The organism is Streptomyces sp. NPDC001868 (assembly GCF_040297125.1).
In the GTDB taxonomy this organism is placed as follows: Bacteria; Actinomycetota; Actinomycetes; order Streptomycetales; family Streptomycetaceae; genus Streptomyces.
Genome location: NZ_JBEOYO010000069.1, coordinates 1 through 19907, shown reverse-complemented (window position 1 = coordinate 19907; position 19907 = coordinate 1). Strand labels below are relative to the sequence as shown.

Here is a 19907-nt window from a genome sequence, read left to right as displayed (position 1 = left end):
CGTCGGAGGACTTGGAGAAGACGATGGACGGATCCGTGGAAACCGGCACCACCGCAGCCGCGTCGAGGCCGTTGCGGAAGCTGGGGTTTCTGACCATCGGGCTGTTCGACGAGGCCGATCCGCGCCAGGGCCACGAGTCGACGTTGGAGATCATCGAGCTGGGTGAGCGGCTCGGCTTCGACAGCGCGTGGCTCCGCCACCGTCATCTGCAGTACGGCATCTCCTCCCCCGTGGCGGTCCTGGCGGCGGCCTCGCAGCGCACGCGCCGTATCGAACTGGGCACCGCCGTCATCCCGTTGGGCTGGGAGAACCCGCTGCGGCTGGCCGAGGACCTGGCCACGGTCGACCTGCTCTCCGGCGGCCGGCTCAACCCGGGGATCAGCGTCGGCCCGCCTATGCACTACGACACCGTCAAGGCCGCGCTCTACCCCGACACGGCCGACGCGGAGGACTTCAGCTTCGAACGGGTCCGGCGGCTCCTCGGCTTCGTACGGGGCGAGGCGGCCACGGACTTCAGCGGCACCGAGGGTTTCGAGGTCTTCTCCGACCGGGTGCAGCCGTACTCCCCCGGGCTGGGCGGCCGTATGTGGTACGGCGGCGGCAGCCTCCGGTCGGCGCGGTGGGCCGGTGAGAACGGCATGAACTTCCTGACGAGCAGCGTGGTGAAGGCGGAGGGGGCGGAGGAGACGGACTTCGCCCGGGTCCAGCTCTCCCACATCCGGGAGTTCCGGGCGCATCACCCCGACCGGGAGCGGGCCCGGGTCTCGCAGGGGCTCGTCGTCATCCCCACGGACTCGGCGACCTCGGAGCAGCGCGCCAAGTACGAGGCGTACGCGGCGGCGCGGCTGCCCCGGACGGGTGCGCCGCAGGGGCCGGCCCGGCTGCTGTTCGCGCCGGACCTGGTGGGTACGGCCGCGGAGATCGCCGAACAGTTGCACGCGCACGTCGCGTTCCGCGAGGTCGACGAGGTGGCCTTCGCGCTGCCCTTCACTTTCGACCACGGGGATTACGTCCAGATCCTCACGGACGTCGCGACGAAGCTGGGGCCGGAACTCGGGTGGCGCCCGGCTGTGGCCTGAGCCTGTACGCGGGAGAGCTCGGGGGTGCGGGTTCATTGGCGGGTGCGGCTCCGGTGGGGCTTCTCGCGCAGTTCCCCGCGCCCCTAAAAGATCAGGCCCCTGCGGGCCTGAAAGACCACGGGGCTGCGGGCCTGAAAAGCACGGGGCGCAGCCCCTGCTTTTCAGGGGCGCGGGGAACTGTGCGACCGGCCACGACGGACCCGCACCCGACAACCCACCCCAGACACCCCCCACCAGAACCGGCCCCCACCCACCCCCGCATGGCAGGATCGACCGTGCCATGACTGCACCCACGAAGCCCCAGAACAGCCCTGCCGACGCAACCCCCACCGCACTGCACACCCCGGTGATCGCCTGGTTCGAGACGCACGCCCGTGATCTGCCCTGGCGGCGGGCCGAGGCCGGCCCGTGGGGGGTGATGGTCAGCGAGTTCATGCTCCAGCAGACCCCGGTCAACCGCGTACTGCCCGTCTACGAACAGTGGTTGGCCCGCTGGCCCCGCCCCGCGGACCTCGCCAAGGAGCCCCCCGGCGAGGCGGTGCGCGCATGGGGCCGGCTCGGCTATCCACGCCGCGCGCTACGGCTGCACGGCGCGGCGGTGGCCATAACGGAACGGCACGGCGGGGACGTACCCCGGGATCACGCGCAGTTGCTCGCGCTGCCGGGCATCGGCGAGTACACGGCCGCGGCGGTGGCGTCGTTCGCCTACGGGCAACGGCACGCCGTGCTCGACACGAACGTGCGGCGGGTCTTCGCCCGCGCGGTCAGCGGCACGCAGTACCCGCCGAACGCGACCACGGCCGCCGAACGCAAACTGGCCCGCGCCCTGCTGCCCGAGGACGACGGGACGGCGTCCCGCTGGGCCGCCGCGTCGATGGAGCTGGGCGCGCTGGTGTGCACGGCGAAGAACGAGACGTGCGGGCGGTGCCCGATCGCCGGGCAGTGCGCCTGGCGGCTGGCCGGGAAGCCCGCGCACGAGGGTCCGGCGCGGCGCGGTCAGACGTACGCCGGGACCGACCGGCAGGTCCGCGGCAAGCTCCTCGCCGTCCTGCGGGAGGCGATCGCGCCCGTGCCGCAGGCGGTGCTCGACCGGGTGTGGGACGAGCCGGTGCAGCGTGCCCGCGCCCTCGACGGACTGGTCTCCGACGGTCTGGTGGAACCCCTCCCGGGCGGCCTCTACCGCCTCCCTCTCACCTGACGTCACACAGCCCGCGCATCGCCGAGGCATCACCGCAACACAGACCCCGACGCCGTCCGGCTGGGTGAACCACCCCATCTCCACCCCAAAGCACGCCCGGCTTTACCCCGTTCCTACTTCCGTTACACAACCGACGGACAGCCGAGCGTTCTCCGCAGGCTGCTTCGGACGTCCCCGTGACAACCCCTCCGTAGCTTCATTGGCGTACCGCAGGAACCCGCGAAACGAACCAGCGGATCCGGTGGGACGAGCGACTGAAGCGGCGGACAACCGACGGAGCGCGTGGGGCGCGGGCGTCGGAAACGGGGAACGGAGGCGGTTGATCATGGCGCACGGCGAGGTGCTCGAATTCGAGGAGTACGTCCGCACTCGGCAGGACGCGCTGCTGCGCAGTGCCCGCCGGCTCGTCCCGGACCCGGTGGACGCCCAGGACCTGCTGCAGACGGCACTGGCGCGGACGTACGGCCGCTGGGACGGCATCGCGGACAAGCGGCTGGCGGACGCCTATCTGCGCCGGGTCATGATCAACACGCGGACGGAGTGGTGGCGGGCCCGGAAGCTGGAGGAGGTCCCGACCGAGCAGCTGCCGGACGCCTGCATCGACGACTCCACCGAGCAGCACGCGGACCGCGCCCTCCTCATGGACATCATGAAGGTGTTGGCTCCCAAGCAGCGCAGTGTCGTGGTGCTGCGACACTGGGAGCAGATGTCCACGGAGGAGACGGCCGCCGCCCTCGGCATGTCGGCCGGCACGGTCAAGAGCACGCTGCACCGCGCGCTGGCCCGGCTCCGCGAGGAGCTGGAGTCGCGGGACATCGAAGAGCGTGCCGCCCGCGCGCTCGAAGCGAGCGAGGAGCAGGAGCGTTGCGCGGCCTGAGCACAGCGGCCGGCCCGGGTCCAGGGATCCGGCGGGCCTCGAAGGCGGTGATCACGGCGGTGGCCGTGCTCGCCGCCCTCGGTCTTTCCCTGACCGCCTGCGGCACGGGCGGCACCGGCGCCCGTGACGAGGGACCGGCCGACAACGACTCCCTCGCGGCGGGCGCGGCCTCACCGTCCGTCTCCGCGTCGGTCGACGGCGAGGAAGACAGAGACAGCGACGGGGGCGGCGCCGGGGATCATCCGAGTGTCGACGAGGTCGTCCGTATGGTCCGCGCGGACCCCGAGGTCAGCAAGACCGTGAAGAGCGATCTGAAGCCCTGCGTGGCCGACGAGTACCCGGTGGACGTGACCTACGGGAATCTGACCGGGGGTTCGGGCGACGACCTCGTGGTCAATGTGATGACCTGCACGGACGCCGTCGGTGTGGCCTCGTACGTGTACCGCTCGGAGAAGGGGCGCTACCGGAGCGTCTTCCTCTCCGAACAGCCCCCCGTCTACGCGGAGATCGACCGGGGCGACCTCCTGGTCACCCGGCAGCTGTACGAGAATGGCGATCCGTCGTCGTACCCGTCCAGCGAGGAAGTGACCACGTATCGCTGGATCAAGGACGGCTTCGTCGAGCGTTCCAGTACGCGCACCGAGTACAGCACCGCGGTGGGTGGCGCGGAATCGGCCACCCCCGAACCGAGCTGACGACCACGTCCACCGACGCACCCCGAGCGAGAGCGAGCGAGATCACCGGATGGCAGAGCAGACCCATGTCCTGTTCGTCGAGGACGACGACGTCATCCGCGAGGCCACCCAGCTCGCCCTGGAGCGGGACGGCTTCGCGGTCACGGCCATGCCCGACGGGCTGTCGGGGCTGGAGGCGTTCCGCGCGGACCGTCCCGACATCGCGCTTCTCGACGTCATGGTCCCGGGCCTGGACGGGGTCTCCCTGTGCCGCCGTATCCGTGACGAGTCGACCGTCCCCGTGATCATGCTCTCCGCGCGCGCCGACTCCATCGACGTGGTGCTGGGCCTGGAGGCGGGCGCCGACGACTATGTGACCAAGCCGTTCGACGGTGCCGTCCTGGTCGCCCGGATCCGCGCGGTGCTGCGCCGCTTCGGACACGCGAGCGGCGGCGACGCCAAGGCCGAGGAGGCAGGGGCGGCGAACACCGGCGGAGTGCTCACCTTCGGCGAACTGGTGATCGACACCGAGGGCATGGAGGTACGGAAGTCGGGGGCGCCGGTGGCCCTGACGCCGACCGAGATGCGGCTGCTGCTGGAGTTCTCGTCCGCCCCCGGCACGGTGCTCTCCCGCGACAAGCTGCTCGAACGCGTGTGGGACTACGGCTGGGGCGGCGACACCCGGGTCGTCGACGTCCATGTCCAGCGGCTGCGCGCGAAGATCGGCCAGGACCGGATCGAGACGGTCCGCGGCTTCGGCTACAAGCTCAAGGCCTGAGCGGGGCGGGGCGACATGAACCTCAGGGGGATACGAAGAGGGCGGCAGCCGGAGCCGTCCGTCACCGTCGGCCTCGGTACGACCGGCACGCGCACCGCCGTGGACCGCCGGTCCGGTACGCGAACCGCCGCCGGGCGCCGGTCCGGTACGGGGCTCGCCTCGGGCATCCGCACCGGTCTGCGATGGCAGCTGAGCGCGGCGATCGCGCTGGTCGGCGCGCTGGTGGCGGTCGCGCTGAGCCTGGTCGTGCACAACGCGGCGCGCGTGTCGATGCTCGACAACTCCCGCGACCTCGCCGACGAGCGCATCCAGGTCGCCCAGCGCATGTACGAGTCGGGCCGCCCGCTGAAGTCCGGCGCCTTCGGGGTGAAGCTCGACGACCCCGACATCCCGAAGGACCTGCTGGCCAAGGTCGGGGAGGGCCGCCGGGCCACCTACGTCTCGGAGGGCGAGAACGGGGTGCCCGACATCTGGGCGGCGGTCCCGCTGAAGGACAAGCGCGTCCTCTCCCTGCACACCGACTTCACCGACCACAGCTCCGCGGTGCTGCGGGACCTCGACCAGGCCCTGCTCATCGGCTCGATCGCGGTCGTCTTCGGCGGCTCGGCCCTCGGTGTGCTCATCGGCGGCCAGATGTCCCGCCGGCTGCGCAAGGCGGCGGCGGCCGCGCACGAGGTGGCCAAGGGCGAGTCGGACGTACGGGTGCAGGACGCGATCGGCGGTGTCGTACGCGACGAGACCGCCGAGCTGGCACGGGCCGTGGACGCCATGGCCGACACGCTGCGGCAGCGCATCGAGGCGGAGCGCCGGGTGACGGCGGACATCGCGCACGAACTGCGTACGCCGGTCACCGGTCTGCTGACGGCGGCGGAGCTGCTGCCGCCGGGCCGCCCCTCCGAACTGGTCCGCGACCGGGCCCAGGCGATGCGCACGCTCGTCGAGGACGTCCTGGAGGTGGCCCGCCTCGACGGGGCCTCCGAGCGGGCCGAGTTGCAGGACATCATGCTGGGCGAGTTCGTGGCCCGGCGGGTGGCGGCGAAGGACGCGGGGGTGCGGGTACAGGTCGTGCACGAGTCGGCGGTGACGACGGATCCCCGCCGCCTCGAACGCGTTCTGCTGAACCTGCTGGCCAACGCGGCGAAGCACGGCAAGCCGCCGATCGAGGTCTCCGTGGAGGGCCGCGTCATCCGGGTGCGCGACCATGGTCCCGGGTTCCCCGAGGACCTGCTCGCCGACGGGCCGCGCCGCTTCCGCACCGGCGCGTCCGACCGGGCCGGCCAGGGGCACGGCCTCGGCCTCACCATCGCCGCCGGCCAGGCCCGTGTCCTGGGCGCCCGCCTCACCTTCCGCAACGTCCGCCCGCCCGGAGCCCCGGACGACGTACCGGCCGAGGGCGCGGTCGCCGTCCTCTGGCTCCCGGAACACGCCCCGACGAACACGGGCAGCTATCCGATGCTGCCGATGTGACGCCGGGGGCGGGGGATGCGTGGGGTCGTGGGGGCCGTGGGATGCGTGGGGTCGTGGGGGCCGTGGGATGCGTGGGGTCGTGGGGGTCGTGGGTCATCTGCGGGTGAGTGGGGGCTGGTCGCGCAGTTCCCCGCGCCCCTAAAGGATTCAGGCCCCTGCGGGCCTGAAAGGCGACGGGGCTGGGGCCTGAAAGCCGACGGGCCTGCGGGCCTGAAAAGCACGGGGCGCAGCCCCTGCATTTAAGGGGCGCGGGGAACTGCGCGAGAAGCCCCACGCACCCGCACCCGCCGACGCACCCGCACCCCCACCCCCTCAGGCGCGCGCCACCGCCCCCTCGGCCCCGGCCTCCCCGGCGGAGCCATCCGCCACAGACCCCCCGGCCCCCCGCAACGGCACCTCCCTCACAAACACCGCAGCCACCAACGCCACCACAGAAACCACCGCCCCCAGCAAAAACGCCGAATGCGTCCCGGAGGACACCGCGTACTGATACGCCTCCCGCGCCGCCACCGGCAACTTCGCCAGACTCGCCGCATCCAGCTGCGCCGACCGCTCGGTCACCTGCGACCCCAGCTCCCCGGCCCGCTCGGCCATCACATCCTGCACGCGGCTGTTGAAGAGCGCCCCCATGACGGCGACCCCGAAGGACGACCCGAGCGTCCGGGCCAGCGTGGTCGTGGACGACGCGACCCCCATGTCCTTCATCTCGACGCTGTTCTGCGCGACCAGCATGGTGATCTGCATGAGACACCCCATACCGGCACCCAGCACCGCCATGAACACCCCGGACGTCACCCGGCTCGTACCGGTGTCCATCTGCGCCAGCAGAAACAGCCCCACGATCATCAGAACGCTCCCGACGACCGGGAAGACCTTGTAACGACCGCTCCCCGTGGTCACCCGCCCGGCCACCATCGACACCGCGAGCATCGCCCCCAGCATCGGCAGCAGAAGCAGCCCGGAGTTCGTCGCGGACGCGCCCTGCACGGACTGCTGGTACAGCGGCAGGAACAGCACCGCGCCGAACATCACGAACCCGGTGAAGAACCCGATCACGGACATCAGCGTGAAGTTCCGGCTGCGGAAGATGTGCAGCGGTATCACCGGCTCCGCCACCCGCTTCTGCACGAACAGGAACCCGACCAGCGAGGCCACCCCGAGCGCGATCAGCTCCATGACGACGGCCGACCCCCAGGCGTACTCGGTCCCGCCCCACGTCGTGACCAGCACGATCGCCGTGATGCCGACGGTCAGCAGCGCCGCGCCCAGATAGTCGATGTCCCGCGCCGACCGCCCGTCCCGCGACGGCTTCGGCAGATGCAGTACGGCACTGACGGCGATCAGCGCCACGACCCCGAGCGGCAGGTTGATGTAGAAGGACCAGCGCCAGCCCCAGTGGTCGGTGATGGACCCGCCCACCAGCGGCCCGGCGATCATGGCGAGGGCCATGACACCGGCCATCATCCCCTGGTACTTGCCCCGCTCCCGCGGCGGTATCAGATCGCCGATGATCGCCATGACGCCGACCATCAGTCCACCGGCGCCGAGTCCCTGCACCGCGCGGAACCCGATCAGCTGGCCCATGTCCTGGGCCATCCCGCTCAGCGCCGACCCGATCAGGAAGATCACGATCGAGGTCATGAAGACCCGCTTGCGGCCGTAGAGGTCGCCCAGCTTGCCCCAGATCGGAGTGGAGGCGGCGGTCGCGAGCGTGTACGCGGTGACGACCCACGACAGATGTTCGAGCCCGCCCAGCTCACCCACGATCGTCGGCATCGCGGTACCGATGATCATGTTGTCGAGCATCGCCAGCAGCATGGCGATCATGAGCGCGAGCAGCACCACCCGCACACTGCGCGGCTGCGCCCCGTCCACCCCGGCGCCACCGCCCACAGTCTCCTTCTCCGTTCCCTCCTCCACTGCCTTCTTCATTTCCTTCTTCGTCTCCGCACCCATCGCGGTCCTCCACTCCCCCCGGAGCTCCGTGCACTTACTTGCCGACCGGCTAGTTGTCTACACTTAGGGAAGCTAGGTCTCTAACTAGCCGGGCGTCAAGTAAGTTCAGCGGGCTTGGCCGAGCCTTGACCGGCCCCGGCCATCCGTGACGGCGAGGAGTACGAGGATGAGCGGCACGACAGAGGACGCGGCGGACGCGGCCGGGGCGACGGACTCGGCGGGCGCGACACCGAAGCGGCAGCGTCGCGGCGACACCCGCCAGCGCATCCAGGACGTCGCCCTCGAACTCTTCGCCGAACAGGGATACGAGAAGACCTCGCTGCGGGAGATCGCCGAACGCCTCGACGTCACGAAGGCGGCGCTCTACTACCACTTCAAGACCAAGGAAGACATCCTCATCGGCCTCTTCCAGGACCTGCGGCGCCCGATCGACGAGCTGATCGAATGGGCCGGCACCCAGCCGCGCACCCTCGACACCAAGCGGGAGATCCTGCGCCGCTACAGCGTGGCCCTGGCCGACGTCGCCCCCCTGTTCCGCTTCATGCAGGAGAACCAGGCGACGGTACGCGAGCTGAGCGTCGGCGAGACGTTCAAGGACCGCATGATCCAGCTGATCGACACCATCAAGGAACCGGACGCCGCCCTGACCGACCAGGTCCGCTGCATGAGCGCCCTGTTCACCATGCACGCCGGCATGTTCGTGCTCCGGGACGTCGAAGGCGACCCCGAGGAGAAGCGCGAGGCGGTCCTGGAGATCGCGATCGACCTGGTGACACAGGCGCACGCGGGCACCCAAGGCACCTGAAAGCCCCCCGACGCCCCCCGAGCCCTCCGAAGCCCTTCACGAACTCGTCGGAAGCTCTTCCACTGCCCTTCCGCAACCCCCGAAGCCCCCGAAATCACCCGCAAAGCTCTTGAAAGCCTCCGTATCCGGGTAAACCCTCAGAGCTTTCGGGAACCTCCCGGGCACCCGCACGAGGAGGCTCCCGTGGACGCCGACGAATACGCCCGTATGACCGAGGAGGAACGCGCCGAGTTCGCCCGCGACCGCCACGTCGTCGCCCTCGCCGTCACGGCGGCCGTGACGGTGGTGATGTTCCTGGTCATGCTCGTCCTCATCGACCACTACAGCGACACCCCGATGTGCGGCACGGGCCAGGACCACGGCCCGTGCTGACCTCGACGGGTGTGACTCAGATGGTGATGCCCTTGGTCCGGAGGAAGGCGACCGGGTCGACGGCGGAGCCGTAGTTGGCGGTCGTACGGATCTCGAAGTGCAGGTGCGGCCCGCTGGAGTTACCGGTGTTGCCGGAGAAGGCGATGCGCTGCCCGGTCTTCACGACCTGACCGATCTTGACGCCGACCTTCGAGAGGTGCGCGTACTGCGAGAAGGTGCCGTTGCCGTGCTTGATGACGACGGCGTTGCCGTACGCGGGGCCGTCACCGGCGCCGTTGCCGCCGGCCTTCACGACGGTACCGCCGTGCGTGGCGACGACCGCCGTACCGCTCTTGACGGCGAAGTCCTGCCCGCTGTGCTTGGCGGACCACATGTTGCCGGCCTGCGCGAAGCTGGCGCTCAGCTTGTAGCCCTTGACCGGGCTGATCCAGGAGGCCGCCTTCTTGGCGGCGGCCTCCTTGGCGGCGGCCTGGACGGTGGCGGTGCCGGTGCTCGCGGCCTCGGCCCCACCGGCGGCGGCCGCGACCCCGGCGCCCAGCACACCCGAGACCCCCATCCCGACGGCCATCACGGCGGCGCGGACACGGAGCTGGGACGTACGGGTGCGGGGAGTGCGAACACGCTGCGACATGGGGTACCTCACGGGGGACGGAGACAAGGACTGTGCCCTCGACGGACACGAATCCCACCCGGCGCATCTCTGCGACCCGCCGAATGGGACACCCCTTGGTACCCCCCGGTCCCGAACCACCTCAAATGTGTGACCTACGACGAAACCTCGTACTCCACCCGAAACAATCCCCCTCCTTGACACTCACCCCCAAACCCTCCCCCACCTGCGCAACACCCCCTCAATCCCTCACCCACAGCCCTAAAAGTCCGTTTTGCCCGCCAACCGCAACCCACTATTCCTCCTAGTACCGGACAAATGACCTGTGCGGCACGTCACCGCCCCCTTGAAGAGAAGCCCCACGAATGTGACGCCGACTACGAGGCGCGCATCACTCGGAACACGCTGGAAAGGCTCCCCTCCCGACCACCACGCCCCGGGGGAGAGCAGTGGAAGCATCAGCGATAGGCATCCGCCTGGCATCGAGCGCGGTGACACCGCTGATCAAGAAGCTGTTCGTGAACGAGGGAGCGGGAGCGGGACTGGTCGACAGGCCGGTGCGGATAGCCGGGCTCGTGTCGTTCAAGGGCGAGAAGCGGACGCTCGACGGGCGGGACGTCGACAAGATCGCCGCCGAGCTGGTGCGACGCGCCCTGCGGACCGGCGAGCGTCCCTTCCCCGCGCACGAGGAACAGGCGGTCGTCACCTCCCTCACCCAGACGCTGTACGCCCTCGGCGACCTCACCATGACCGACGTGCAGGCGGTGGAACTCGGCCACGAGGCGCTCGCGCTCCAGCTCCGCTCGCACAGCCGGACCGTGACGCACCACCTGTCGTTCGACACGACCCTCTTCTACGAGCGCATGCTCACCACCGCCTGCCTCCACATCCTGCACTTCTTCACCCAGCGCTCCACCTTCGTGGCCCGCACCCTCGTCGCACAGTCCCGCCGCCAGGCCGAGCTGATCGCCAAGGTCGACCAGCTGATCGCCCGCACCCCCATGACCGGCGGCACCGACCCCGCCTTCGAACACCGCTACCTCGCCCACATCGCCACCAGGCACAGCCACCTCACGATCTACGGCATCGACCTGGTCGACTCCCCGGAACGCTGGCCCCTGGACGCCGCCTACCTCAGCCTCCAGGCGCTGCGCCCCGCCGAGGACGACGAGACGAACGGCCCGGACGGCGCACGCGTCGCGTCGGCCGGCGGCGCGCTCCCCGCCGAGCGAGCCCTCGCCGACCACGACCGGGTGCTGCTGCGCGGCGTCGCCGGCTCCGGCAAGACAACCCTCGTGCAGTGGCTGGCGGTGACGGCGGCCCGGGGCGAACGCGAGGACCGCATCCCCTTCGTCCTCCCCCTGCGTACGCTGATCCGCCACCCCGGCGGTCTCCCCGCCCCCGACGCCTTCCTGGCCGCCGTACGCGTCCCCTTCCACGCCACGCAGCCCACCGCCTGGGCCGACCGCGTGCTCACCGCCCGCCGGGGTCTGCTCCTCGTCGACGGCGTCGACGAGATCCCAGAACGGGAGCGGGAACGCACCCGCCGCTGGCTGCGGGACCTGCTGGAGGTGTATCCCGGCAACCAGTGGCTGGTGACCTCCCGCCCCTCCGCCGTACGGGAGAACTGGCTCGCCGGCGAAGGCTTCGCCGAACTCGCCCTCGCCCCGATGAGCCGGGACGACGTGGCCGCGTTCGTCGCCCGCTGGCACACGGCGGCCCGTCTCGACGCGCGGGACACGGAACAGGACCGGCTCACCGCCTACGAGCGCTCCCTCCTCGACGCCGTCCGCACCAAACCCGACCTCGGCCGCCTCGCCACCAATCCGCTGATGTGCGGCCTGATCTGCGCTCTCCACCGCGACCGGCGCGGCTACCTCCCGCACGGCGGAGGGGCGGGAGGTCACCAGCCACTGGTTGCCGGGATACACCTCCAGCAGGTCCAGCTGCTGCAACGCCTCGCGTACTGGCTCATCCGCAACAGCCAGTCCGAGATGGACCGCGACCGCGCGGTCCGTATCGTCGCCGATGTTCTCCCCTCCCTCCCGGCCGCCGCCGGACAGGGCGACGCCGAGCGCATCCTCCGGCATCTCCTCGTCCGCAGCGGCCTCCTGCGCGAACCCACCGTCGGCACCGTGGAGTTCGTCCACCGCACCTTCCAGGACTACCTGGGCGCCAAGGCCGCCGTGGAGGACGGCGACTTCGGCCTGCTCGTCCGTAACGCGGTGGACGAGCAGTGGGCCGACGTCATCCGCATGGCCGTGGCCCACGCCCGGCCACGCGAGCGGGCCGACCTGTTACGGGACCTGACCGACTCGGCGGACCGGCTCCCCGACACCGCCCACGCCACCCGCGTACGGCTCCTCGCGCTGGCCTGTCTGGAACACGCCACGCAGCTCGACCCCGCCGTCCGGGCCGCCGTGGAGCGGAACGCGGCCCCGCTGATCCCGCCGCACACCACGGAGGAGTCCCGCCGGCTCGCCTCGTGCGGCCCCCTCGCCCTGGAGCTCCTCCCCGGCCCGGACGGCCTCACGGACGCCGAGGCCAGAGCCGTCGTCCTCACCGCCTCCCTGATCGGCACCGACGCCGCCGTCCCGGTCCTCGCCCGCTTCCGCGCCCACCCGGCCCTGGGGGTCCGCGCCCAGCTCGCCTGGTCCTGGCACCGGTTCGGCACCCGGCGGTACGCCGAGGAGGTCATCGGCCACCTCCGGGAAGAGGGCCTGTACTTCACCGCCCACTCGACCGAGCAGCTGCGTGTGCTGCGGGAGCTGGGCGGCAGGGCGAAACTCCAGATCGTCGGCGATCTCGGTGCCGCCGAACTCGGCGCGGCGCTCCAGCCGGGCGGGCTGCGGAATCTCGTCATTCGCGGCAACCGGGTTCTCGGCGGTCTGGACTTCCTCTCGGGGCAGGACAGGCTCACGCATCTGGACATCAGCGGTGGCACCCCGCATCTGAAGGACCTGTCCCCGCTCGTCGAAGTCCCGCTCACCTGGCTGGCATTGGACTCCCTGCCCGGTCTGGAGAATCCGGGCGCCCTGCATTCGCTCGCGGCTTCCACCACCTTGGAGGCGCTCGACCTGGGTTTCCCGCTGCACGCCGATTCCCTCGACGAAGCCCTTCCCCGGGGTCTGCCACTGGACTATCTGCGATTCACCAAGGGGGCGTTGCGGTTCACCGGACTACGGGGACTCGGCCGTATGGACTCGGTGAAGCAGCTCAGCCTCGCCAAGCTCCCGGAAAGGCTCACCCCCGAGGACTTCGCGGAGATCTCCCGGATGCCCTCGCTCACGGAATTACGTGTCAACTGGGGCGCGACCGGTTGGGAAGCCGCACCGGTACTGCCGGGTATCACCGGTTTCCGGCTCAACAACTTCTCCGGCACCGAAGACATCGCGAAACTCCCCGACCTCCTTCCGGACCTGCGCCGGCTCACCATTCATCTCGCCCCCGAGGTCACCGCCATACCCGAACACGTCCTCGAACTCCTCCCGATGACTCCTGTCATCGAGAAGACCGACACCGTTCTCTGAACCCGGCCCGAACCACAAAAGGGGCTGCCCCGGGACCGAAGTCCCGGGGCAGCCCCTTTCGCTCAAGCCGAGCGCGGCGGTTACGCGTCCTTGCTCAGGTTCGGCCCCGCACCGCCGGCCGCCTGCTCGATCGGCGGGACGTCCGGCAGCGCCGACTTCTCCTCACCCCGGAAGGTGAAGGTGGCCGTCTCGCCCTCGCCCTCGGTGTCCACGACCACGATGTGGCCGGGGCGCAGCTCGCCGAAGAGGATCTTCTCGGAGAGGGTGTCCTCGATCTCGCGCTGGATGGTGCGACGCAGCGGACGCGCGCCCAGCACGGGGTCGTAGCCCTTCTTGGAGAGCAGTTCCTTGGCGGACGAGGAGAGCTCGATGCCCATGTCCCGGTCCTTCAGGCGCTCGTCGACCTTGCCGACCATCAGGTCGACGATCCGCAGGATGTCCTCCTGCGTGAGCTGCGGGAAGACGACGACGTCGTCGACACGGTTGAGGAACTCGGGCCGGAAGTGCTGCTTGAGCTCGTCCGAGACCTTGTTCTTCATGCGCTCGTAGTTGGTCTTCTTGTCGCCCGAGGCCGCGAAGCCCAGGTTGAAGCCCTTGGAGATGTCCCGGGTGCCGAGGTTGGTCGTCATGATGATGACCGTGTTCTTGAAGTCCACGACCCGGCCCTGGGAGTCGGTCAGGCGACCGTCCTCCAGGATCTGCAGCAGCGAGTTGAAGATGTCCGGGTGGGCCTTCTCGACCTCGTCGAAGAGGACGACGGAGAACGGCTTGCGGCGGACCTTCTCGGTCAGCTGACCGCCCTCTTCGTAGCCCACGTAACCGGGGGGCGAACCGAAGAGACGCGAGACCGTGTGCTTCTCGCTGAACTCCGACATGTCGAGGGAGATCAGCGCGTCCTCGTCACCGAAGAGGAACTCGGCGAGCGCCTTGGACAGCTCGGTCTTACCGACACCGGACGGGCCGGCGAAGATGAACGAACCACCGGGACGCTTCGGGTCCTTCAGACCGGCACGCGTACGACGGATCGCCTTCGACAGCGCCTTGACGGCGTCGACCTGGCCGATGACCCGCTTGTGGAGCTCGTCCTCCATGCGCAGCAGACGCGAGGACTCCTCCTCGGTCAGCTTGAAGACCGGGATGCCGGTGGCGGTCGCGAGGACCTCGGCGATCAGCTCGCCGTCGACCTCGGCGACGACGTCCATGTCGCCGGCCTTCCACTCCTTCTCCCGCTTGGCCTTCGCGGCGAGGAGCTGCTTCTCCTTGTCACGCAGGGAGGCGGCCTTCTCGAAGTCCTGCGAGTCGATCGCGGACTCCTTGTCCCGGCGGACACCGGCGATCTTCTCGTCGAACTCGCGGAGGTCCGGCGGCGCGGTCATCCGGCGGATGCGCATCCTCGATCCGGCCTCGTCGATCAGGTCGATCGCCTTGTCGGGGAGGAAGCGGTCCGAGATGTACCGGTCGGCGAGCGTCGCCGCCTGCACCAGGGCCTCGTCCGTGATCGAGACGCGGTGGTGCGCCTCGTACCGGTCACGGAGACCCTTGAGGATCTCGATGGTGTGCGGGAGCGAGGGCTCGGCGACCTGGATGGGCTGGAAGCGGCGCTCCAGGGCCGCGTCCTTCTCCAGGTGCTTGCGGTACTCGTCCAGCGTGGTGGCACCGATGGTCTGCAGCTCACCGCGGGCCAGCATCGGCTTCAGGATCGAAGCGGCGTCGATGGCGCCCTCGGCGGCACCCGCACCGACCAGCGTGTGCAGCTCGTCGATGAACAGGATGATGTCGCCGCGGGTGCGGATCTCCTTGAGGACCTTCTTCAGGCGCTCCTCGAAGTCACCGCGGTAGCGGGAGCCGGCGACCAGCGCGCCGAGGTCGAGGGTGTAGAGGTGCTTGTCCTTGAGGGTCTCGGGCACCTCGCCCTTGACGATGGCCTGGGCGAGACCCTCGACGACGGCGGTCTTGCCGACGCCGGGCTCACCGATCAAGACCGGGTTGTTCTTGGTACGGCGGGACAGCACCTGCATGACCCGCTCGATCTCCTTCTCGCGCCCGATGACCGGGTCGAGCTTGGACTCACGAGCGGCCTGGGTGAGGTTCCGGCCGAACTGGTCGAGGACCAGGGACGTCGAGGGGGTGCCCTCGGCGGGGCCGCCGGCGGTGGCGGTCTCCTTGCCCTGGTAACCGGAGAGCAGCTGGATGACCTGCTGCCGCACCCGGTTGAGATCTGCGCCCAGCTTGACCAGGACCTGGGCGGCGACGCCCTCGCCCTCACGGATCAGGCCGAGCAGGATGTGCTCCGTGCCGATGTAGTTGTGGCCCAGCTGAAGGGCCTCGCGGAGCGACAGCTCCAGGACCTTCTTGGCACGGGGGGTGAAGGGGATGTGCCCGGACGGGGCCTGCTGCCCCTGCCCGATGATCTCCTCCACCTGCTGACGGACCGCCTCGAGCGAAATCCCGAGGCTCTCCAGGGCCTTAGCGGCGACACCCTCACCCTCGTGGATCAGGCCCAGGAGGATGTGCTCGGTGCCGATGTAGTTGTGGTTGAGCATCCGGGCTTCTTCCTGAGCCAGGACGACAACCCGCCGCGCGCGGTCGGTGAACCTCTCGAACATCGTTAATCGCTCCTCAGAGCGGTCAGGCAGTGAGGGGACGCTCCCCTCGCTGTCCTTCCGCAGCTTAGTCCCGCAAGCGGGGACCGCTCATTCCAACTGCCGACACCGTCCTTGGCCTCCTGACCCCGAACGCCGACATCTGCTCCAACCCGATGGTGCGAGACGATGTTCCCGCAGGCCAGGCAGTTACCCCCACCATCAGTACGCCGATGGCGAACGTGAGACGGCCTTTCCTGCGTGTCGCCCCCTCCCACTAGGGATGTCTTACCCGTAGGCACTGACACTCCATGCCGGATGCACCGGTTCCCTCCGCTAAGGGCGAACATCCTTGCGTCCTCCCGCATCACGGAACGCCCCCTTTCCCGGCACCCTTCGCATCCGCTCCGATACCCAGCGTAACTCCGGGGTCCTTCGCACGGTTGCTCCTGACATGGCCATCGTCCCCCTTCCCCGCCGACCGCTCGACCCGAGCGTCATCCCGGGCGCCGTACCTGGTGAGATTCCGGGCGACGACGCGTGGGACGGCTCGTGCGAAGCGGTGCGCCAGTGGTACGAGAACGATCTGGGCTGGGCGACCGTGCCCGGGACGCCCGTACATCTCCTTACGGGTCTGCGCTTCGATGTGCTCGACGTACCGGCGGAAGCGGGGGTCGCGGCGCTCAGGCATCTGGGTCCGGTGCCCGGTCCGGGCTCGCCGGTGGCGCTGCGCGGCGGGCGGATGCTGCTGCTGGTCGCGGCGGGCGGCGCGGAGGAACTGCCGGGTCTGCTGGAGTGGCTGGACTGGGGCGGCCTCGACCTGGACCTCACTGCCGTCGGAACGGGCGGTCACATGGTGGCGCCGACGCCTCCGGGAGCGGCCGGAAGGCTCGGGGGCGTACGCCGGGGGGCCGGTTCACAGGGGGCCGCCGACTGGCTGCGGCCCCCCGAGCCGGGGTGCGAGGTGGAAGCCTCGCTGCCGAGCATGTCGGCGTTGGGGGGCGTTGGGGGCGCCCCCGACCTCGTGCGAGTGGTGGACACGGTGGCGACGCACTGCCACCGCGTCCGGCTGCGGCGCGTGAGCACCGGGCCGTCGGAATCTCAGCCGTTGGCCTTCTCGTAGGCCTCGCGGATGGAGGCGGGGACGCGACCGCGGTCGTTGACCTCGTAGCCGTTCTCCTTCGCCCAGGCGCGGATGGCCGCGGTGTCCTGGCTGCCGCCGGAAGCGGCACGGGCCTTGCCACGCCCGCCCGCGGCACGGCCTCCGGTACGCCGGCCACCCTTGACGTAAGGGTCGAGAAGGCCGCGAAGCTTGTCCGCGTTGGCGGTCGTGAGGTCGATCTCGTACGTCTTGCCGTCCAGCGCGAACGTCACGGTCTCGTCCGCCTCGCCGCCGTCGAGGTCGTCGACAAGAAGGACCTGAACCTTCTGTGCCACCGGATTTCCTTTCATCGATAACTTCAGGGCCGAGGACCTGCGGCGAGCGCCGCTGTTTCAACGTCCCCTGTTATATGCAGTACTGCAGTACGTCGGAAAGCAAACCGCTTTTCCAGGAAAAACACAAACCCCTGGGAGAGACCGGGGAGAGGCTGCGGAGAGGACGAGGAGCCCGGGGAAGACCGGAAACGTGCGCGTTTCGGACATAGGGCACCCGGGCAAGGCGACCCTCGCCGGAAGAGAGCGCACCCGGAATACGTCTCCGCCGGCGATCACAGATGCAGAAGCATCCGGCTGTTGCCCAAGGTGTTCGGTTTCACCCGTTCGAGACCGAGGAACTCCGCGACGCCCTCGTCATAGGAACGCAGCAGCTCCGCGTAGACATCGGTGTCGACGGGAGTCTCACCGATCTCCACGAAGCCGTGCTTCGCGAAGAACTCCACTTCGAAGGTCAGACAGAAAACCCGGCGAACACCCAGCCAGCGAGCGGTGTGGAGCAACTTCTCCAGCAACTGGTGACCGACGCCGAGACCCCTGGCGTCCGGGTTCACCGCGAGAGTGCGGACTTCGGCGAGGTCTTCCCACATGACGTGCAGCGCGCCGCACCCGACCACCTCGGCGTTGTCGTCCCGTTCCGCGACCCAGAACTCCTGGATGTCCTCGTAAAGCGTGACCGTCGCTTTGTCGAGCAGGATGCGGCGCTGGACGAACGAGTCGAGGAGGCGGCGCACGTGCGGGACATCGCTGGTCCGAGCCCGCCTGACGGTGATGGCTTTTGCGGTGACTTCAGGACTCGTTGCTGGCATGAGCGGACGCTATCGCCCGGGGAGATCGGGGGATTCGCCGGGGGTCCCCTGTGTTTCGCCGGACGATTCGACGGATTCGCCGGCGGTTTCAACAGGGGTTTCGACGGCCGGGGCGGCGGGCGCGGCCGGTTCGGGTTTGCCCGGGGCGGGTTCGACCGGGTCAGGGCCCTGCACCATGCGTACGGCGTCGGTGAGGGCCCGGCGCTGTTCCTCGCTCATCATCCCGAAGAAGGCGACGAGAGCGGCGGCGGGGTTGTCGCTCTGCGACCAGGCTTCGTTCATCAGTGCGGCCGAGTAGGCGGCGCGGGTGGAGACGGCCTCATATCGATAGGCCCGGCCTTCCGCCTCCCGGCGCACCCAGCCCTTCTGATGGAGATTGTCCAGAACGGTCATCACCGTGGTGTACGCGATGGTCCGTTCCCGCTGAAGATCTTCCAGGACTTCCCGAACGGTCACCGGGCGGTTCCACTTCCACACCCGCGTCATGACCGCGTCTTCGAGTTCTCCCAATGGGCGAGGCACAGTTCCGCACGATATCCGAAGAAATCCCAGATAACTGAACAAAAAGGGCGTACGACTCGAAAAACACACGAGTCGTACGCCGATGGGGCGCGTCGCGTCAGACGCCGGTGCCCTTGGGGCGGGTGCCGTCGGCCTGGCGGGCGTTCTCCGCGCGGGCGAGGGCCGCGTCGACGACCGCGTCCTCCTTGGCCTTGTTGGGGCCGCCCTGGGTCTTCACGATCACCCTGATGACAGCGATGAACAGCACGGCCATCACGAAGGGGGGCAGCAGCGCGGAGACGTAGTCCATGGGTCCAGGGTAGCCAGGGCTAGACGGCGGCCAGTTGCTGGGGCGGGTTCGCGGGCGGGGCGGCCGGTTTCCGCTTGGGCGGGAAGACCTCGCCGGGGGTGGGGATGGGGCGGCGGGCCGGGCTCGGGGCGTCGGGTCGCGGGACGGGGCCCGGCTTCTCGGCGGGCCGGGCGGGACGGGAGGGCCGGGCGGGCTTCGGTTCGGCGGGCTCCCCGGCGGCAGCGCGCGCGTGCGTGCCCTGGTCCGACAGGCCGCCGGGGAGGGCGGTCAGCCGGAGCCGGGAGCGGGCGCCGGAGCCTGAACCGGAGCGGGAGGCCGGGACGACCACCGCCGAGGTGGCCGCGCGCCCCGCGAAGCGGGCGCGCACGTCCTGGTCGGCGAGCGGACGGCAGCGTTCCAGGAGGGCCGCGGCGGCGGGGTTGCCGCGCAGCGCGCGCAGGGCGGTGAGGTCGTCCGGGTGGGGGCGGTACCCGGCGTCCAGGGCCTGGGCGAGGAGCGCCGCGTAGCCCGTGACCGTACCGGGGAGCGCGGCGCGGTAGCGGGCGAGGTCGGCCAGCAGGAAGGCCCTCAGACGGGCGTCCTCGCGGGTCGCCTCGTCGACGGACTCGGCGAGCCGGAGGCAGTCCTGCACCTCCTGGGCCGAGGCGGGACTGGGGTTGAGGGCGAGGGCGAGGGCACGGCGGAGCACGCGAAGCTCCTCGGCGCCGAACGCCATGCCGCCGCGGGTTCCGTGGGGCGTGGGCATGCGGCGACGATACGCGCTAATCAGACAAAAGAGATGCCCCACCCGCGCGTGGCGCCGGGGTTCCACCCACGTGGACGGTTTTCCCCCGTCAAAGATTCGGGGCTCCGCCCCGGACCCCGTTCGCGCCGTTCCCCGCGCCCCTAGAGGGCCGCAGGCCCCTCTCAGGGGCGCGGGGAACGG

General features: G+C 70.0%; 18 protein-coding genes. 10 read left to right on the top strand and 8 right to left on the bottom strand.

Annotated elements, in window-relative coordinates:
- The first annotated feature begins 23 nt into the window (after positions 1-23).
- The 6 genes from ABT147_RS42005 (at position 24) to cseC (ending at position 6073) form a co-directional block, all read left to right on the top strand.
- Entirely contained in the window at positions 24-1079 is a 1056-nt protein-coding gene (locus ABT147_RS42005) for an LLM class flavin-dependent oxidoreductase (RefSeq protein ID WP_351416622.1), read from the top strand.
- 280 nt (positions 1080-1359) lie between these two features.
- Positions 1360-2277 carry an HhH-GPD family protein gene (locus tag ABT147_RS42000; protein ID WP_351416620.1) on the top strand — a complete coding sequence of 306 codons (918 nt, stop codon included), beginning with the start codon at positions 1360-1362 and terminating at the stop codon, positions 2275-2277.
- Between the two features lie 325 nt (positions 2278-2602).
- Positions 2603-3154, top strand: a complete 552-nt coding sequence (locus ABT147_RS41995) for a SigE family RNA polymerase sigma factor (RefSeq protein WP_351416618.1) — start codon at positions 2603-2605, stop codon at positions 3152-3154.
- Positions 3142-3849 (top strand): hypothetical protein, encoded by a 708-nt coding sequence (locus ABT147_RS41990; RefSeq protein WP_351416616.1) that lies wholly within the window; start codon positions 3142-3144, stop codon positions 3847-3849. The genes ABT147_RS41995 and ABT147_RS41990 overlap by 13 nt, the downstream gene beginning before the upstream one ends.
- A gap of 49 nt (positions 3850-3898) precedes the next feature.
- Positions 3899-4606, top strand: a complete 708-nt coding sequence (gene cseB / locus ABT147_RS41985; RefSeq protein WP_351416614.1) for a two-component system response regulator CseB — start codon at positions 3899-3901, stop codon at positions 4604-4606.
- A gap of 15 nt (positions 4607-4621) precedes the next feature.
- Positions 4622-6073 (top strand): two-component system sensor histidine kinase CseC, encoded by a 1452-nt coding sequence (gene cseC, locus ABT147_RS41980; RefSeq protein WP_351416612.1) that lies wholly within the window; start codon positions 4622-4624, stop codon positions 6071-6073.
- Positions 6074-6385: 312 nt separating this feature from the next.
- On the opposite strand, the gene ABT147_RS41975 is transcribed toward cseC, so the two are convergent.
- On the bottom strand, positions 6386-8005 hold the full coding sequence (locus tag ABT147_RS41975) for an MDR family MFS transporter (protein ID WP_351416663.1): 1620 nt from the start codon (positions 8003-8005) through the stop codon (positions 6386-6388).
- Positions 8006-8195: 190 nt separating this feature from the next.
- Between ABT147_RS41975 and ABT147_RS41970 the strand changes: the two genes are divergently transcribed.
- Together ABT147_RS41970 and ABT147_RS41965 are read left to right on the top strand one after the other, a co-directional pair.
- Positions 8196-8834, top strand: a complete 639-nt coding sequence (locus tag ABT147_RS41970; RefSeq protein ID WP_351416610.1) for a TetR/AcrR family transcriptional regulator — start codon at positions 8196-8198, stop codon at positions 8832-8834.
- A gap of 183 nt (positions 8835-9017) precedes the next feature.
- Positions 9018-9206: a hypothetical protein gene (locus ABT147_RS41965; protein ID WP_351416608.1), complete on the top strand. Its 189-nt coding sequence runs from the start codon at positions 9018-9020 to the stop codon at positions 9204-9206.
- Positions 9207-9222: 16 nt separating this feature from the next.
- Here the strand turns inward: ABT147_RS41965 and ABT147_RS41960 are convergent, their stop codons facing one another.
- Positions 9223-9837, bottom strand: coding sequence for a M23 family metallopeptidase (locus ABT147_RS41960; RefSeq protein ID WP_351416606.1), 615 nt, complete (start codon positions 9835-9837; stop codon positions 9223-9225).
- Between the two features lie 428 nt (positions 9838-10265).
- Between ABT147_RS41960 and ABT147_RS41955 the strand changes: the two genes are divergently transcribed.
- Complete coding sequence (locus ABT147_RS41955; protein ID WP_351416604.1) at positions 10266-13346, top strand: NACHT domain-containing protein; 3081 nt, start codon at positions 10266-10268, stop codon at positions 13344-13346.
- 80 nt (positions 13347-13426) lie between these two features.
- On the opposite strand, the gene ABT147_RS41950 is transcribed toward ABT147_RS41955, so the two are convergent.
- On the bottom strand, positions 13427-15952 hold the full coding sequence (locus tag ABT147_RS41950; protein WP_351416603.1) for an ATP-dependent Clp protease ATP-binding subunit: 2526 nt from the start codon (positions 15950-15952) through the stop codon (positions 13427-13429).
- Positions 15953-16382: 430 nt separating this feature from the next.
- On the opposite strand from ABT147_RS41950, the gene ABT147_RS41945 reads away from it, so the two are divergent.
- The gene (locus ABT147_RS41945; protein WP_351416601.1) at positions 16383-17051 is read left to right on the top strand and encodes an SCO3374 family protein; all 669 of its coding nucleotides are present in this window, start codon (positions 16383-16385) and stop codon (positions 17049-17051) included.
- Here the strand turns inward: ABT147_RS41945 and ABT147_RS41940 are convergent.
- The 5 genes from ABT147_RS41940 to ABT147_RS41920 form a co-directional block, all read right to left on the bottom strand.
- Entirely contained in the window at positions 17030-17365 is a 336-nt protein-coding gene (locus tag ABT147_RS41940; RefSeq protein ID WP_033524724.1) for a histone-like nucleoid-structuring protein Lsr2, read from the bottom strand. The genes ABT147_RS41945 and ABT147_RS41940 overlap by 22 nt on opposite strands.
- Positions 17366-17637: 272 nt before the next feature.
- A complete protein-coding gene (locus tag ABT147_RS41935) occupies positions 17638-18171 on the bottom strand; it encodes an amino-acid N-acetyltransferase (protein WP_351416598.1) in 534 nt (177 codons plus the stop codon).
- Positions 18172-18180: 9 nt separating this feature from the next.
- Complete coding sequence (locus ABT147_RS41930; RefSeq protein WP_502983257.1) at positions 18181-18657, bottom strand: BlaI/MecI/CopY family transcriptional regulator; 477 nt, start codon at positions 18655-18657, stop codon at positions 18181-18183.
- Between the two features lie 133 nt (positions 18658-18790).
- On the bottom strand, positions 18791-18982 hold the full coding sequence (locus ABT147_RS41925) for a hypothetical protein (protein ID WP_351416596.1): 192 nt from the start codon (positions 18980-18982) through the stop codon (positions 18791-18793).
- 19 nt (positions 18983-19001) lie between these two features.
- Entirely contained in the window at positions 19002-19697 is a 696-nt protein-coding gene (locus tag ABT147_RS41920) for a hypothetical protein (RefSeq protein ID WP_351416659.1), read from the bottom strand.
- Positions 19698-19907: the final 210 nt, after the last annotated feature.

What these genes read in the sequence shown, in the direction of transcription:
- ABT147_RS42005 (WP_351416622.1), top strand. Translation starts at nt 24, where the DNA reads ATGGACGGATCCGTGGAAACCGGCACCACCGCAGCCGCGTCGAGGCCG.
- ABT147_RS42000 (WP_351416620.1), top strand. Translation starts at nt 1,360, where the DNA reads ATGACTGCACCCACGAAGCCCCAGAACAGCCCTGCCGACGCAACCCCC.
- ABT147_RS41995 (WP_351416618.1), top strand. Translation starts at nt 2,603, where the DNA reads ATGGCGCACGGCGAGGTGCTCGAATTCGAGGAGTACGTCCGCACTCGG.
- cseB (WP_351416614.1), top strand. Translation starts at nt 3,899, where the DNA reads ATGGCAGAGCAGACCCATGTCCTGTTCGTCGAGGACGACGACGTCATC.
- cseC (WP_351416612.1), top strand. Translation starts at nt 4,622, where the DNA reads ATGAACCTCAGGGGGATACGAAGAGGGCGGCAGCCGGAGCCGTCCGTC.
- ABT147_RS41975 (WP_351416663.1), bottom strand. Translation starts at nt 8,005, where the DNA reads ATGAAGAAGGCAGTGGAGGAGGGAACGGAGAAGGAGACTGTGGGCGGT.
- ABT147_RS41970 (WP_351416610.1), top strand. Translation starts at nt 8,196, where the DNA reads ATGAGCGGCACGACAGAGGACGCGGCGGACGCGGCCGGGGCGACGGAC.
- ABT147_RS41960 (WP_351416606.1), bottom strand. Translation starts at nt 9,837, where the DNA reads ATGTCGCAGCGTGTTCGCACTCCCCGCACCCGTACGTCCCAGCTCCGT.
- ABT147_RS41950 (WP_351416603.1), bottom strand. Translation starts at nt 15,952, where the DNA reads ATGTTCGAGAGGTTCACCGACCGCGCGCGGCGGGTTGTCGTCCTGGCT.
- ABT147_RS41945 (WP_351416601.1), top strand. Translation starts at nt 16,383, where the DNA reads ATGGCCATCGTCCCCCTTCCCCGCCGACCGCTCGACCCGAGCGTCATC.
- ABT147_RS41935 (WP_351416598.1), bottom strand. Translation starts at nt 18,171, where the DNA reads ATGCCAGCAACGAGTCCTGAAGTCACCGCAAAAGCCATCACCGTCAGG.
- ABT147_RS41930 (WP_502983257.1), bottom strand. Translation starts at nt 18,657, where the DNA reads ATGACGCGGGTGTGGAAGTGGAACCGCCCGGTGACCGTTCGGGAAGTC.
- ABT147_RS41925 (WP_351416596.1), bottom strand. Translation starts at nt 18,982, where the DNA reads ATGGACTACGTCTCCGCGCTGCTGCCCCCCTTCGTGATGGCCGTGCTG.
- ABT147_RS41920 (WP_351416659.1), bottom strand. Translation starts at nt 19,697, where the DNA reads ATGGCGTTCGGCGCCGAGGAGCTTCGCGTGCTCCGCCGTGCCCTCGCC.